8 protein-coding genes and 2 pseudogenes are annotated in these 14686 nt (G+C 62.1%); 8 read left to right on the top strand and 2 right to left on the bottom strand.

The features are described from left to right. The 3 genes and pseudogenes from FHW96_RS24150 to FHW96_RS24140 form a co-directional block, all read left to right on the top strand. A pseudogene (locus FHW96_RS24150) lies at nucleotides 1-183 on the top strand (gfo/Idh/MocA family oxidoreductase); the annotation flags it as partial. A 4-nt stretch (nucleotides 184-187) separates the two neighbouring features. Then, a complete protein-coding gene (gene galA, locus FHW96_RS24145; RefSeq protein WP_172343116.1) occupies nucleotides 188-2677 on the top strand; it encodes a beta-galactosidase GalA in 2490 nt (829 codons plus the stop codon). A gap of 13 nt (nucleotides 2678-2690) precedes the next feature. Continuing rightward, entirely contained in the window at nucleotides 2691-3761 is a 1071-nt protein-coding gene (locus tag FHW96_RS24140) for a glycosyl hydrolase 53 family protein (RefSeq protein ID WP_172343115.1), read from the top strand. Nucleotides 3762-3868: 107 nt separating this feature from the next. Here FHW96_RS24140 and FHW96_RS24135 read toward each other — a convergent pair whose 3' ends face one another. After that, nucleotides 3869-6454: a TonB-dependent receptor gene (locus FHW96_RS24135; protein WP_172343114.1), complete on the bottom strand. Its 2586-nt coding sequence runs from the start codon at nucleotides 6452-6454 to the stop codon at nucleotides 3869-3871. Between the two features lie 357 nt (nucleotides 6455-6811). Here FHW96_RS24135 and FHW96_RS24130 point away from each other — a divergent pair, with 357 nt between their 5' ends. Both FHW96_RS24130 and FHW96_RS26865 read left to right on the top strand, forming a co-directional pair. Then, nucleotides 6812-7006, top strand: coding sequence for an IS110 family transposase (locus tag FHW96_RS24130; RefSeq protein WP_216651047.1), 195 nt, complete (start codon nucleotides 6812-6814; stop codon nucleotides 7004-7006). A gap of 52 nt (nucleotides 7007-7058) precedes the next feature. Next, nucleotides 7059-7421: pseudogene (locus FHW96_RS26865) on the top strand (response regulator); the annotation flags it as partial. 94 nt (nucleotides 7422-7515) lie between these two features. On the opposite strand, the gene FHW96_RS26860 reads toward FHW96_RS26865, so the two are convergent. Then, complete coding sequence (locus FHW96_RS26860; protein WP_172343113.1) at nucleotides 7516-9249, bottom strand: phospholipase D-like domain-containing protein; 1734 nt, start codon at nucleotides 9247-9249, stop codon at nucleotides 7516-7518. 396 nt (nucleotides 9250-9645) lie between these two features. Here FHW96_RS26860 and FHW96_RS24120 point away from each other — a divergent pair, with 396 nt between their 5' ends. From FHW96_RS24120 to FHW96_RS24110, 3 genes are read left to right on the top strand one after another with little or no spacing between them, the layout of a single operon-like run. Continuing rightward, a complete protein-coding gene (locus FHW96_RS24120) occupies nucleotides 9646-10836 on the top strand; it encodes a TetR family transcriptional regulator (RefSeq protein ID WP_172343112.1) in 1191 nt (396 codons plus the stop codon). 15 nt (nucleotides 10837-10851) lie between these two features. Continuing rightward, the gene (locus FHW96_RS24115; RefSeq protein ID WP_172343111.1) at nucleotides 10852-12216 is read left to right on the top strand and encodes an MFS transporter; all 1365 of its coding nucleotides are present in this window, start codon (nucleotides 10852-10854) and stop codon (nucleotides 12214-12216) included. 51 nt (nucleotides 12217-12267) lie between these two features. Continuing rightward, nucleotides 12268-14685: a TonB-dependent receptor gene (locus FHW96_RS24110; protein WP_253951224.1), complete on the top strand. Its 2418-nt coding sequence runs from the start codon at nucleotides 12268-12270 to the stop codon at nucleotides 14683-14685. Nucleotide 14686: the final 1 nt, after the last annotated feature.

Here is a 14686-nt window from a genome sequence, read left to right as displayed (position 1 = left end):
CGGATGACCCTTGACGGCAAGGCGCAGAATATTGCGCCCGATGCCGAATATCCCCGGCTCTACGCCCGTTTTGCCAGCCTGATTGATGCGGGGCAAAGCGATGTCGATGCCCGGCCCCTGACGCTGGTGGCCGATGCGATGATGCTGGGCAGCCACCATTCCCTCCCCCCTTTCGAGTTCTGACACCATGACCAGCTCTTTTCCCCCGCTAGACCGCCGCCGTGTCCTTGCCGCCTCGCTGGCGGCGGCCTCGGGCTTTGCCTACGCCGATCAGGCGCTGGCCAAGGCCGCCGTTCAGACGGCCCCGCCCGCACCCTCGCCCCGCCGCGAAGTGGTGCTCGACGATGGCTGGCGCTTTCACCTTGGCCATGCCGCCGATCCGGCGCGCGATTTCGGTTTCGGCAATTGGGGGCGCACCTATGCCAAGCCGGGCTTTGATGTGGCCGAAACGGTCAAGCCCGATTTCGACGACAGCGCATGGGAACAAGTGCGCGTGCCCCATGACTGGGCCAGCGCCCTGCCCTATGCCCCGCCCGCCACCATGGAAAAGGGGCGCGAAGATTTCATCGCGGGCCATGGTTTCCGTGCCATCGGCCGCGACTTTCCGCAAAACAGCGTGGGCTGGTATCGCCGCACCCTGCCGGTGGGCGCGCAGGACAAGGGCCGCGCGGTCTGGCTGGAATTTGACGGGGTGTTCCGCAATGCCGTGGTGATCGTCAACGGCTATATCGCGCATGAAAATACGGGCGGCTATGCCCCGTTCCGCGTCAATATCGCCGATTTCCTGAATTATGACGACAAGCCCAATCTGCTGGTCATCCGCGTCGATGCCAGCCTTGGCGAAGGCTGGTTTTACGAGGGCGCGGGCATCTATCGCCATGTCAGGCTGGTTTCGGCCGCGCCTTGCCATATCCCGCAATGGGGCGTGTGCGTGCGGGCCGAGCCGCGTGGGCAAGGCGCGACGCTTTCGGTGTCGACCGATCTGGTCAATCCGGGCGCTTCGGTTCAGCTTCGCTATCGGGTGGTGGCTCCCGATGGCGGCGTGGCGGCGGCGGGAGATGGCCCCGCCGTCGCCGTTGCCGGCAAGGCGGCGGTGGAACACACCATTGCCATCCCGCGCGCGCGCCTGTGGTCGCTCAAAGACCCCGCGCTCTATCGCCTCATCAGCGAAGTGGTGGTCGCGGGCGAGGTTGTCGACCGGGTGGAAACCAGCTTTGGCGTGCGCTCCTTGCGTTTCGACGGGCGAACGGGGTTTTTCCTCAATGGCGCGCCGGTCAAATTGCTGGGCGTGTGCAACCATCAGGACCATGCGGGCGTGGGCACGGCCATTCCCGATGCGCTGCACCGCTGGCGCGTGGCCCAGATGCAGGAGATGGGCGCCAATGCTTGGCGCAGCGCGCATAATCCGCCCTCGCAGGCCCTGCTCGACCTGTGCGACGAGATGGGAATGCTGATGATCGCCGAAACAAGGCTGAACAACACCAGCCCCGAGGCGATGGACGAACTGGAGCGGATGATCCTTTCCAGCCGCAACCATCCCTCGATCATCCTGTGGTCTGTGGGCAATGAGGAAGGGCATCAGGGCACCCCGCGCGGGCGCAACATCTCGGCAAAGCTGGCGGCGCGGTGCAAGGAACTGGACCCCACGCGCCAAACCACGCAGGCCATGGACAGCGGATGGCACGAGGATGGCGCGGCGCGCGCGGTGGATGTGGTGGGCTTCAACTATCGCACCGACAAGATCGCCGCCTTCAAGGCCAAATATCCCGACACGCCGGTGATCGGCACCGAAACCGCCAGCACCGTTGCCACGCGCGGCGAATATGCCAATGACGCCGCGCGCCATATCGTGCGCGCCTATGACACCGAGGCGCCGTGGTGGGCCAGCACCGCCGAGGCGTGGTGGACCATCGCCGCCAAGGATCCGGGCATTGCGGGCGGTTTTATCTGGACCGGCTTTGATTATCGCGGCGAACCCACGCCCTATGCGGCATGGCCTTCGGTGTCCTCCTATTTCGGCGCGGCCGATATTTGCGGGTTCCCCAAGGACAATTACCATTACTATCGCGCATGGTGGCGGCCCGAGTTGCCGCAGGTCCATCTGTTGCCCCACTGGAACTGGGCGGGGCGCGAAGGGCAGCCCATCGAGGTCTGGGCCCATGGCAATTGCGCGCAGGTGGAATTGCGATTGAACGGGCGCAGCCTTGGCCGCAAGGACATGCCGCGCAACGGGCATCTGGCATGGCAGGTGAATTATGCGCCCGGCGTGCTGGAGACGATTGGCTATGACAAGGCCGGACGCATCGCTGCGCATGACCGGCGGGTGACGGCGGGAGCTCCGGCCTCTTTGCGCCTTTCCGCCAATGCCACGCGCATCAGGGCCGATGGCGCGGATATGGCCATCATCCGGGCCGAAGTCTTCGACCGCGCAGGCAATCCTGTGCCGACAGCCGCCGTGCCTATCCGTTTCGCCTTGAGCGGGCCGGGGCGCGTTTTGGGCACCGGCAATGGCGACCCCACCGACACCGCCCCCGACCACGGCCTCGATCGCCGCACCTTCAACGGGCTGGCGCAGGTTCTGGTTCAGGCCGACAGGAGCGCCGGACAGATCACTCTTACCGCGCAGGGCGACGGGCTGGCCCCGGCCCGGCTTGACCTGTTTGCCCATACTCTCTGAAAGATTTGCAACCATGGCCCTTGAACTTCTTGCTGCCGCGCTGCTGGCTTCGTCCGCGCCCAAACTCTATCTTGGCGCGGATCTGTCCTTCACCAACGAAATGGAAGATTGCGGCGCGGTCTTTCGCGAGGGCGGCAAACCTGTCGATCCCTTTGTGCTGACCAAGGCGCATGGCGGCAACATCATGCGCGTGCGGATCTGGAACGCGCCGGGCTGGACCAAATACAGCACCTATGAGGATGTGCTCAAAACCATCCGCCGCGCCCATGCGGCGGGGCTGGAGGTGCTGCTGGACTTCCACTATTCCGACGATTGGGCCGATGGCGAAAAGCAGATCGCGCCCGCCGCATGGGCGAAACTGTCCACCGACGATCAGGTCAAAGCGCTGCATGATTACACGCGCGAGATCCTCGACGCTCTGGCCAAGGAGGGCCAGTTGCCCGCCTTCGTTCAGGTGGGCAATGAGACGAACCCGGAAATGCTGGGCGGGACCAAGGATGGCAAGATCAACTGGGAGCGCAATGCGCGCCTGATCAACGCAGGCGTTGCCGCCGTGCGCGAGGCGGCCAAGGCCCATGCCCATCCAATGAAGGTGATGCTGCATATTGCCCAGCCGGAAAATGTCATCGGCTGGTTCGATGATGCGACGGCGGCCGGGGTGATGGACTATGACATCATCGGCATCAGCTATTATTCCAAATGGTCGAAATACAACCTGTCCGGTCTGGGCAAGGTGATCGACGCAGCCCACAAGCGCTATGGCGCAGACGTGTGGGTGGTGGAAACGGCCTATCCGTTCACCAACGAATATGGCGACACGACCGGCAACCTGCTGGGTTCGGATTCGGCCCTGCCAGAATATCCCGTTACCCGCGAGGGGCAGGCCCGCTATATGGAGGATCTGACCAAGCTGGTGGTGGCCAATGGCGGCAATGGCGTGGTCTATTGGGCGCCCGACCGGGTTTCGACCGGATGCAAAACGCGCTGGGGCGTGGGGTCCGACTGGGAGAATGCCGCATGGTTCGACATCAAGCGGCATGAGGCATTGCCCGTGATGCGCTTTATGGAAATGACGCGGAAATAAGGCCGTCCGGCCAAACCGAAAAGGGCCGCGAGGAGCAATCCTTGCGGCCCTTTTGCTGTGAGAGAGTTGGAAGGGCCGCCGGTTTGCGCGCCGGCGGCCCTTCGAAATCAAAACTTGACCGTCACATCGGCCAGATAGCTGGGACCGTACTTTTCATAACGCGCGATCTGGTTGGGATCGTTGGCGTAATAGAAACGCGCGGCCTGATTGGTCAGGTTGTTGGCCTGAACGCGCAAGGAGATCGCCTTGGTGATCGCATAGGACACGCTGGCCCCCACAATCGTCTCGCTCTCCATCCGCGTCAGCTTCGAAGCGTCCCAGCCAAAGATCACGGTCTGCGGGCTGTGATGCTTGATGCCGATGCGCGCGTCCACGCCATGGCCCGAATACCACAGGTCGAACTGGCTGGTGAATTTGGCCATGCCCACGGCGGGCAGCGGATTATAGGTGGGCGTCATTTCCTTCAGATTCGAATCCACCAAGGCAACATTGGTGTAGACCCCGAAATTGGACAGGCCCGGCACAAACCAGAACGGCGTAGAGAGCGAAAGCTCCGCACCGGTGATATAGCCGCCCTTGCCATTGGCCGGGCCGGTGATCGTATAGGTCGTGCCCGCAATGGTCGTGGGATATTGGGTATAGCCGACATTGCTGTCGACATCCTTATAGTAACCCGCCAGCGCGATCACCGCATCCTTGTGGAAGTAATATTCAAGGCTGAGGTCGCCCTGCGTGGCCATGAAGGGTTTGAGGTTCGGATTGCCCGCGCTGCCCGAGAGGTAGGAGGGCGGATAGTAGGACAGGTTCTGGCTGGCGCGCAATTCGTCGAGCGGCGGACGGCTGAGCACCCGCGCCACGCCTGCGCGCAGCTTGAGCTTGTCCATCAGGTCAAAGTTCAGGTTGAGGCTGGGCAGCACGCGGAAATAGTGGTTGGGCGCATAGACCGGATTATAGGTCGTGACATTGGCGCTGCCGTTCCACGAGGTTACGCCCTGATAGGCGCTCGAACCTGTGCTGACATCGACCATGCGCACGCCAAGGTTGCCGTAATAGGGCACCGCGCCCAGCTCGCCCCCCAGTTCGGCCATGGCATAGGCTTCAAAATCATCCTCACGCACGCGCCAGTACTGGGTCTTGTCCTGCGTCGCCCCGGCCAGATTGAGCGAGGAAATCGCATCATAATTGGCATAGAGCATGTTGGGGAAGCTGAAGCCGCCGCCCGAAATGTTGAAGGACGAAAAGCTGGGCGTGCCCGACAGATTGACCGTGCCGCCGGTCAGCGAGTTGAAGCTCTTGACCCGGTTCGAATAGCGCAGGCCCGCGTTCAGAGCCGTGATGATCCCGCCATGCAGCTTGTAATTGAAATCCATCGCCATCGCGCCCAGCGTGTCGAGCAGCCTTTGCGGACCGGTAAGGCCCGTGCCGGCATAGGACTGGGCCGAAGGGTTGGTGACATCCGTCGCGGTCGAGATCGAGGGCACAGCACCGGCGGCAGTGTTGAACGTCACGCTCTGGGGCCAGACATTCCATTCCTGCGCGGCCCAGACATTGTTGCGGCGGGCCTGCGAATAGGATGCGTCGAACTTCACCGTCACATCATCGGCGCGATAGCGGGCGTTCAGGCCCGTCGCCAGCAGGTTTTTTTCCTCGGTATATTTGGCGATCACATTCGTGACAGTGGTTTTGTAATTGCTCACGGTCGCGCCAACGATATCATTGCCCGCCAGCGTGAACTGGCCCGCGCCATAGGTGTCGTCAGGTAGCGTGCCGCCCCAGTCGCCCCAGCCGCCATGCCATTGCTGGAACTGGTTCTCGTTGATCTTCACATTGGAATAGAGGAAATCGGCGTTGATATCCCAGTGATCGTTCGGCTTCCATTGCAGGCCCGCGCTGGTGCTCCAGCGCTCCTCGATCAGCGCCTTGACCTCGGCCTGCGCGCCCCATGGGGCATTGATGGACTTGCCGTTATAGGTGGGCGGGCTGTTGCCCGCGTCGGCATTGTTATAGCCCCAGCCCTGGAACGAGGAATAGCCGTTCTTCTGCTTCTGATACGTCCCGCCCAGCGACAGTCCCAGCGTATCGCTCAGGCGCGTCACATATTGCAGGCTGCCGCGCGTGCCCACGGTGTCATAATTGGGGATGCGGAAACCCGGATCATTCATCTGCGCCCCGGCGCGCAGCGTCAGGCGCGGGCCGGAATAGTCGAGCGGGCGGATCGTGCGGATGTCGATCGTGGCGGCCACACCGCCCGCGATCAGATCGGCGCCCTGCGACTTATAGACGGTCACGCCCGACACCGCTTCGGAAGGATAGATTTCCCAGCGGACATTGCGGTCCGGCTCGGAGGATGCCACCTCGCGCCCGTTGACAAGGCCCAGCACCAGACGAGGCCCAAGGCCGCGCACAGAAGCCTGGCTGGCATTGCCGCGGTCGCGCGTGGCCGTCACGCCCGGCAGGCGGGCCAGCGCGTCGGCGATGGTCACGTCGGGCAAAACGCCGATATCCTTGGAGGAAATCGTCTCGGTCACAACGGCCGAAGCGCGCTTGGCCGAGATGGCGTCACGCAGCGAGGCGCGCAGGCCCGTGACCACGATATCCTGGGGTGCGGGCTCATCGGCGGCGAACGCGGGGCCGGCGCCCACAACCAAAGCCAGAGCGCTCACCATGGTGGCGCCATATGGTTTGCGAATCACGAATACCCTCCCTTAAGGCTTAGCTTCAAGTGTTTTCAAATCTCATTTATAAGATAAATAAGCTCATACTAATAGGTCTGTCAATAAGCTTGCGCTTTTTTCGACCAAACCTCTTGAATTGCACCAAAAATTGGCTCCGATCTGTAATTGCAGAGCTTGGCGGTGTGACCCCTTGAGGGCTTCATGGATCTGTCCGCACTGACCGAGGCGGAGCTTGGTCGTGCTGTATCGGGTCTCACAGAGATGGAGTATCGCGGCGGTTGCGATTTTCATTGGCTGGAAGCGCAATCCCTTCACGTAAGATGGCTTGATCGGGGTCTAGCCTGACCTCGCGTATCGAGGGAAGGAGTGAGAGCGATGACACATTTCGTAGGTCTTGATGTCTTTTTGAAGGAGACATCGGTGTGCGTGGTGGACGAAACTGGCAAGGTCCTGTGCGAACGCAAGGTGCCAACCGAGCTCGATGAGATTGCCGTTCTTCTGACGTCGGTCGGCGGCGATTATGTCCGGGTTGGGATGCACGGCCCGGTAGCTATAGCAGTTGCCTTCTGACAAACCGCTTCGGCTTTCATGCAAGCCGCGCTCGATAGCCGCCGGACCGATTATGCCCTATAAGCCCTCAATCGCTGTCGGTGCTGTTATGCGCATATTGTTGATTGAGGACGATCTTCCATTAGCCACCGCGCTTGGGCAATGTCTGGCCGATGCCAGCATGGCCACGGACCACGCCTCCACCCTTGAAGAGGCAGCCCTCCTGCTTTCGACCAACACCTATGCAGCGGTGGTGCTGGATCGCGGCCTGCCCGATGGCGATGGCCTGACCCTGCTCCATCGCCTGAGGCAGAAAGGAGACGGCACAGCAACCGTCGTGCTGACCGCGCGCGGCGATGTGCAGGCTCGCATCGCCGGGCTGGATGCCGGGGCCGATGATTACATGGCCAAGCCCTTCTCCCCGGACGAACTGGTGGCTCGAATTCGCGCAGTGCTGCGACGCAACGGCAGCTTTCAGGGGCGCGAAATGGCTTGCGCGAATCTGCTTTTCGATCTGGACAATCTTTCGCTCAGGATTGACGGAAAATTGGCCCTCCAAACAACATGCGATCGCGCTGTTTCTGGGTGCCTTCAGCGTAAAATTGCGCAAACCATGGCTGCCCACCATCAACCGGCGGCCTGCGCAATATGATCGACTTTTCCGCCCCGGCTGCGGCCTGCATCTTGGTGCGGAAGTTCAGATGGTCGAACATGCGCAGCGCCTCGATCGCATAGGCCGTCGCCACCCGCGCATCGCCGATCTGGAACAGATGATCGCCATTGCCCTCCTCGCCGCTGACTGACAGGTTAGACGATCCGGCAAAGACCTTGGCGGTCGGCAGGTTAAAGTCGGTAACTACGAATTTGTGGTGGATGGTGATCCCCTGCCCGCCGCTCCATTCCGACTTGAACGGTTCGGGCGCGCGATCGGCCAGATATTCGAAATCCACCAGCCCGGTCGAACCATCGGGTTTGGTGAGTTTCAATCCGGTCTTGCGATTGGCAATGCCATAGCTGAACAGAGGCTTGCCTTCGAGCCGGTCCAGCGCCTGACGCACCGGCCCCTTGCTGTCCTGATTGAGGAAGGCAACGGCAAAGAATACGCTGGACGTCGCCTGATCAATGGCCGCCGCAACAGGCGAGAGTGACATGTCGAAACCCTCGGAATGAGGCGAATAGCAGCCTCGGACATTGGTCCCCGTCGGAAGGTTCCCGGCGGCGTGCCATGTGTCGGGAAATGTGCCCGCCTTCCATGCGGATGGCCCCTGAAGGGCAAGTTCGAAGGCCTGCACGAACCAGTCGACCACCTCGGGCGCGGTGAACAACAGCATGTTGTTGGCCTGAATATAAAGCCCACGGAAAGAAAAATTGGTCGAGCCGCCGATGGCCTGCTCCGCATTGCCGTTGCGGTAAAGGATCAACACCTTGTGATGCTGCAGATGGACGAAATGGTGCCGCACCACCACCGCGCCCGCCGCCGCAAGGCGGGCAGCGGCGCGACTTTCAGAACTGGTGTCGTCCTTGTGATCGGCGGAATTGTCGATCAGGATACGCAAGGTGGGGCTGGCAGAACTGCCTCGCTGCGCGACAGCTTCGAGCGCGGCAATGAGATCAGGCTCATTGAGATCATAGGCCATCACATCGAGCCGGGTCGCGGGATCAGTCGCCGCAGCCAACATCTGCTGCATCAGATCGTTGGCTTTGCCCGAAAGCCAGGCATAGGCACCAGCAGGCGCCGCGCTTTTGTCGAAATCATAACCCGCCGCGCCATTGATGGGCAGTATTCTGGCGCGGGCAGCCCCATCAGGAAACTTCTCGACAAAGGCCTGCGAGGAAGCAAAATTACGGGTGAAGCCGATATCGACAACGCCCGGCACCGTCTCGTCGAACAGAGAGATCTCGCCCGCCACCTTGTCGCCTTCATGCAGGGTTCCGACCGCATCCATGTACATAGCGGTCACCTGATAACGGTAGGTGCCCGGTTTGGGGTCCTGCGGAAAATGTATCCAGCGGAAGGTCTGAAGCGGCGCTTCGCTGGTGGGGAATTGCCGAAAGCCGGTCACATCCGCCTGCGCCGGATAGGCGAAGGCAAGCCGGTTGCGCAGAAAGGTGAAGTCGTTCGCCCCGGGAGACTGCACCGCAATCGCAAAGCCAACAAAGTCGGCGGCCGGCTGGGGATCGATGTTCATCCCGATCAGGCACATACGCTCCCCACGCCACAGGTTAACGTTAAGAGTTCCGCTGCTCACCGAAACTGTCGCCATGATTGCCCCCCTTGCGCCTCCTCACCAAGGCAGGCTCACTTCTATCGCGAGATTGTTTCGTTTTCCATCGGCCCGCAAAAGGTATGCTCCCAGAGACGACATCAGGTCGAAAACGGGCATCGTCGCTATTAGCGAGCACTGGGACCAAACCTTGACGGCAAGCTGCGGCTCCCCATGCCCGTCACCTCCAAACGTAATTCCGGCCAGAAGCGCGGATGCAAGGTCCTAATCTCGCCAACAGCGTCATCCCTCCCGCACCTTCGGTCTACATCGATGGCAAATAATTAAAAAGAGAGATGACAGGCCGACACATGCGTGGGGTTATGAATTAGCAGTCCGGCGTGACAAATCGGACCGACCGCCTTAGAGGAGTGGCTCCTGAAAGTTCCCGGGGCGATGATGATACCCGTCGATGACAAACATGCCGCGCAGCCCATCGTCGCGGCGGCTCTGGACCTGATCGCATCTCATGGCCTGACCGAGCTGACACTGCGCCCGCTGGCCGAAAAGGTCGGCATGAGCCTCAACGCGCTGACCCAGACGATGGGGTCGAAAGAGCAATTGCTGGCGCAGGTCATCGCTCACGCCATGGAGCAGGACCGGCTGTTTCGCGAAGGCTGGCAGAAGCGTCTCGGGGCGATGGCGCCGGTCGGGCCGGGCCTGCGCGCGGTGCTGGCCGAAACCATCCTCGACGACTGGGTGGTCGGGCATCGCCCCCTCGCCTGCCTGCTGATCGATATGGTGCAGGAGGCCGGGCGACAGGAGGGTTGCCCGGCGGCGCTGGGCGCTTGGCTGGATGCGGCGGGGCTGTTCTGGGCCGAGGTGCTGTTTGGCGATCCGCGTCAGGCCGATGCGGCGCTGGGCTATATGCTGGATGAAGCGGGCTTTTCGCTCTTCGCCCATGCCGATCCGGCCTACCGTATGCTGCGCGCGCTGTGCCTCCATCGTTTCACCGGTGGGATCTACCCCCAACCCGACGAGGATATCGGCACGGGCCGCCATCTGGAACAATGGATCGCCGCGCTGGAGCCCGAACAGACCTATCCCGACACGCCCGACCGCAGCAAGCGCGGGCTGATCGCGGCGCAGGCTGGGCACCTGATTGTCACGCAGGGGCTGGAGGCGCTGACCCATCGCTCGGCGGCGGCGGCGGCCGGGACGCCGGCCTCCACGGTGGTCTATCATTTCGGGACGCGCGATGATCTGATGGTGGCCGCGCTTCACGCGGTTGTCACGAATTTCCGGCATAATCTGGCCGAAAACTTTGGTCGGCCGCACCCCTTTCATGCCCATTACGATTTTTCCCGCGATCTGGTCAGGGCAACCTCGATCATTGCCCTTGCCGCCGCCCGGCATCCGGGGCTGGCCCATCACGCGCTCGACATGCGGCGGCGGCGCGGGGAAAACATCGTCACATCGGTGCTGTGGGACATGGGCCTTCCGCATGGGCGGACGGCGGATCGCTGCACCTCGCAAGTGGCCTCGGTCGCGCTGTTCGGGATGCGCATGGTGGCCATGGCGCGCGGGCTGGACGAACATCAGGTGCTGCTGGGCGCCTTTACCCGCTTGGCCGAGGTCTGCCGCTAAGGGCGTCCCGGCCCGATGACGCAGGACGAAACCCCGCCCGGTCGCATGGAAATACTGGCGCTCTCGCTGCCCAGCTTCGTCTTTTCCGGCTATGAACTGGCGCGTAAGACCTATCTGCCGGTGCTGCTGGCCGGGGCGGCGGGGTTGGACATGGCGCGCACTGGCCTCATTCTCACCGTCGTTAACGGATGGAGCATTCTGGTCGAGGTGCTGTTCGGCATGGTCTGCGATATGGCGCCCGATCCGCGCTGGCGGCGTGGCTTCTGGGTGGTGGTCGGAACCGTACTGCAATGGGCGGGCGGAGCGGTCCTGTGGTTTGCGCCGCCGCAGGGGCGGTCGGTTGCTGGCTGGCTGCTGGGATTGCTGCCGCTGGCCGGCGGTTGGGTGCTGTCCAATCTGGCGCATGGCGCGTGGGCGCTCGAACGCTCCAGCGGTATCGTCGCGCGGGGGCGCATCTTTGGCGCCCGCGCTCAGGCCGGGATGGCCGGATCAATCCTCTTTGCCACGGCCTTGCTGTGCAACAGGCATGGGGCAAGGGTTGCCGATGATTTCTATGTCATCCTCTTGCTGACGCTGGCCGAGGCGCCGCTGGTGCATGGCTGGCTGATCTGGCGCGTCAGGCAACAGGGCAGCGCCATCGCCACGCCCCGGCTCGATTGGGCCGGTGTGTTCAAACCCTTTCAGGTCTGTGTCGCCTCTCCGGCGGATCGCCGACTGGCGGCCCTATTCTTCTTGGTGGGCGCGCATATGGCCGTGATCGGCAGCAGCTTTCTGTTCATTGCCCACCACCGCCTCGGCCTGCCGGATTGGGGAACGCCGGGCATTCTGGCGCAGGCGCTGGCCGCGATGGTGGGCACGGGCATTGCGCCGGGCTTGCTGCGGCGGGTGGCGCCCTTGCCGATGCTGGCGGGGGTGTTTGCGATCAATCTTGCGCTCGCGCTGGCCCTGCCCTGCCTGCCGCCCGGACAGGTCGCGCCGCTGCTGCTCTGGTCGGCGGGCACCGGAGCCACCATGGCGGTGGATTTCATGCTGCTGCGCGTGGTGCTGGGGCAAAGGCTGGATCGGGATTGCGGGCGCCATGGCGATGCGCCTGCCGCCGCTTTTTATGCCGGTTTTCATCTGCCCTTCAACATCGGGGCGATGGCGGGCACGGCGCTGCTGTTTCGCGGGGTGGCATGGACCGGCCTGGAGGATGGCGGATTTGGGCTGGCATGGCTGACCTGCGGGCTAGCGGGCCTGTGTCTGGTATCGGCGATAGGCTGTGTGGTGTCGTTGTGGCGGGCGCTGGGGGTGGAGAGCATGGGTGCAGCACCGAAACTGTACATTCGTATTTTTATAAAGATAAAATGGCTTATATGGACTGAACATTCGTCTCAATAATGTCATCTACACCGCATAATCGGACCCCAACGCAACTTGGGGTATCGAATCATGACCAGTCTCCGCCGCCGGGCTTCTCTCACGCCCGCCTTACTGCTTGCTGCCACGGCCATGACGGCCATTCCCATGGCCGCCCACGCGGAAAGCGCCGCAGATGCCGCGCCTGCCGAGGCCCACGCCGACGCCAATACCCAGCCCGCGCTGGACCAGATCCTCGTCACGGCGGAGCGCCGTCAGGAAAGGATGCAGAATGTCCCGATCTCGATCATCTCGCTGAGCGGGGATGCCTTGCAGAACAGCGGTTATCAGTCGCTGACCGACCTGCAATATACCACGCCGGGCCTGACCTATGACCCGACGCAGGGCGCCGCTTTCCAGATTCGCGGCGTCGGCTCGACTTCGTTTGACTTTTCCAACGCCAAATCGGTCAATGTCGTGGTTGACGATGTGGTGATGGACGCCCAGCGCGATCTGGGCATCACCGGTTTGGTCGACATCGAGCGCGTGGACGTGCTGATGGGGCCGCAGGGCACGCTGTTCGGCAAGAACTCGACCTCGGGCGTTATCGCCATCACGACCGTCAAGCCCAAACTGAACGACTTTTCCGGCAAGGTCTATGCCAGCTATGGCGAGCGCAACGACCGCACGATCAACGGCACGCTCAATATTCCGCTTGGCCAGAAAGCCGCGCTACGCATCAGCGCCTTTGACGTGGGTCAGGACGGCAAGGGGCGCTATGTCACGCTCAACCGCAATCTGGGCCGGGTCGATGAATTTGGCGTGCGCGCCAAATTGCTGTGGCAGCCGGTTGACGATCTGGAAGTGATCGCGGCGGGCGAATATACACACCACTTTGACACGTCCGTGCGCACCGCCGTGGGCGGCCCTGCCGGCACCAGCTTTGCCCCCACCGCCGCTGTCACCGCCGCGCAGATTGCGCTGGGCGTGACGCCGGGGCCGCGCAATGTCGATACGGCCGATGGCTTCCTCGGTTCGATCAGCACCACCAATCAGGGCGGATCGCTCCACGTCGCCTATAAACTGGGCGATCACACGCTGACCTCGATTACCGCCTATCGCGAAACCGCCTATGGCAATGATACGCCTGCCGACCTGCTACCCAACGATGTCTATTCGTACATTTCGTATAATTCAGGCCGGTTGAAGACCGACAAGTTTAGCGAGGAAATTCACCTCGCCTCGCCCACCGGCGGTTTCGTGGAATATCTGATCGGCGGCTTTTACAACCGCCTGCACGCCAACCAGACGCAGGTGCAATGGGGGCCGCTGGGCACCAGCCCGCTGATCGTTAATGGATCTGTGATCGGCAATCTCTATGCCAATACCGGCGCCAACGATCCGGTCACCGGCAAGTTGCTGGGCAATGCAGTGCAGTTCAATGCCCATAATGAAACGCTGGCCGGTTTTGGCCAGGTCAAGTTCAACCCTACCTCGCGCTTCAGCCTGACGCTGGGCGGGCGGTATAATTATGACCGCAACGATCAGACGATCAGCTATCCCAATTTCGACCCGGTGCCCATTCTGGGCCGCACGATCACCTTTACCGCCACAGGCACGGCGCCCACCGCCGATTACCGCTATGGCGTAAAATCCTCCTCGCGCTTTACCTATCGCATCGCGCCAACGTTTCAGTTGAATAAGAACGTGATGCTTTATGCCACCTATTCCACCGGCTACAAGCCGGGCGGCGTGGCCTTTGTCGGCAACAAATATGACCCCTATAATCCGGAATCGGTGAAGAGCTGGGAAATCGGCGAGAAGGGCGAGTTCTTTAATCACCGCCTGCGCGTCAACTTTGACGTGTTCTCCTCGAAATACACCAATTTTCAGGCAACGATCCTGACCCCGGTATCCACAGGCGTTGGCGGGTTCATCCTTGCCTCGGCCATCGGCAATGCGCCGGGCCTGCGCAGCCGCGGGTTTGAGGCGCAGGTGGCGGTCAAGCCCACGCACAGCCTGTCACTGTCGGGCGCGGTGACCTTCACCGACGCCAAATTCACCGATTATGTGGCCAGCGCCAATGCCAATTACACCGGCACGCGCCTGACCAATGCGCCGCGCTGGATGACGACCATCGGCGCCGATTATAACGCGCCCGTCACCGATACAATCGACCTCAAGGCCCATCTGGAATATGTCTATCGCTCGGATCTGCAAACGGTGACGGGCGCGATGCTGGGCAATATCACCGCGCCCGCCGTGATCAATGCCGATGGCACCAAGACGCCCAATGCCAGCTATTCCTATGTGCCGGGCTACGGACTGGTGAATGGGCGGATCACGCTGGCCCGCGCCAATGACCGGGTCGAGGTGGGCATCTATGCCCGCAACCTGTTCAACCAGTATTTCTCCACCGGTTGGCAGATCTACGGCGCGCTGGGCTTGCTGCATTACACCTCGCCCGATGCTTATCGCACCGTAGGCGCCTTTGCGCAGGTCAAGTTCTAAG

This window comes from Novosphingobium sp. SG751A (assembly GCF_013149295.1).
Classification (GTDB): domain Bacteria; phylum Pseudomonadota; class Alphaproteobacteria; order Sphingomonadales; family Sphingomonadaceae; genus Novosphingobium.
Note: the sequence above shows the minus strand (reverse complement) of the source record. Positions and strands in the feature narration are given on the sequence as shown.

What these genes read in the sequence shown, in the direction of transcription:
- FHW96_RS24120 (WP_172343112.1), top strand. Translation starts at nt 9,646, where the DNA reads ATGATGATACCCGTCGATGACAAACATGCCGCGCAGCCCATCGTCGCG.
- FHW96_RS26860 (WP_172343113.1), bottom strand. Translation starts at nt 9,249, where the DNA reads ATGGCGACAGTTTCGGTGAGCAGCGGAACTCTTAACGTTAACCTGTGG.
- FHW96_RS24115 (WP_172343111.1), top strand. Translation starts at nt 10,852, where the DNA reads ATGACGCAGGACGAAACCCCGCCCGGTCGCATGGAAATACTGGCGCTC.
- FHW96_RS24140 (WP_172343115.1), top strand. Translation starts at nt 2,691, where the DNA reads ATGGCCCTTGAACTTCTTGCTGCCGCGCTGCTGGCTTCGTCCGCGCCC.
- FHW96_RS24110 (WP_253951224.1), top strand. Translation starts at nt 12,268, where the DNA reads ATGACCAGTCTCCGCCGCCGGGCTTCTCTCACGCCCGCCTTACTGCTT.
- galA (WP_172343116.1), top strand. Translation starts at nt 188, where the DNA reads ATGACCAGCTCTTTTCCCCCGCTAGACCGCCGCCGTGTCCTTGCCGCC.
- FHW96_RS24130 (WP_216651047.1), top strand. Translation starts at nt 6,812, where the DNA reads ATGACACATTTCGTAGGTCTTGATGTCTTTTTGAAGGAGACATCGGTG.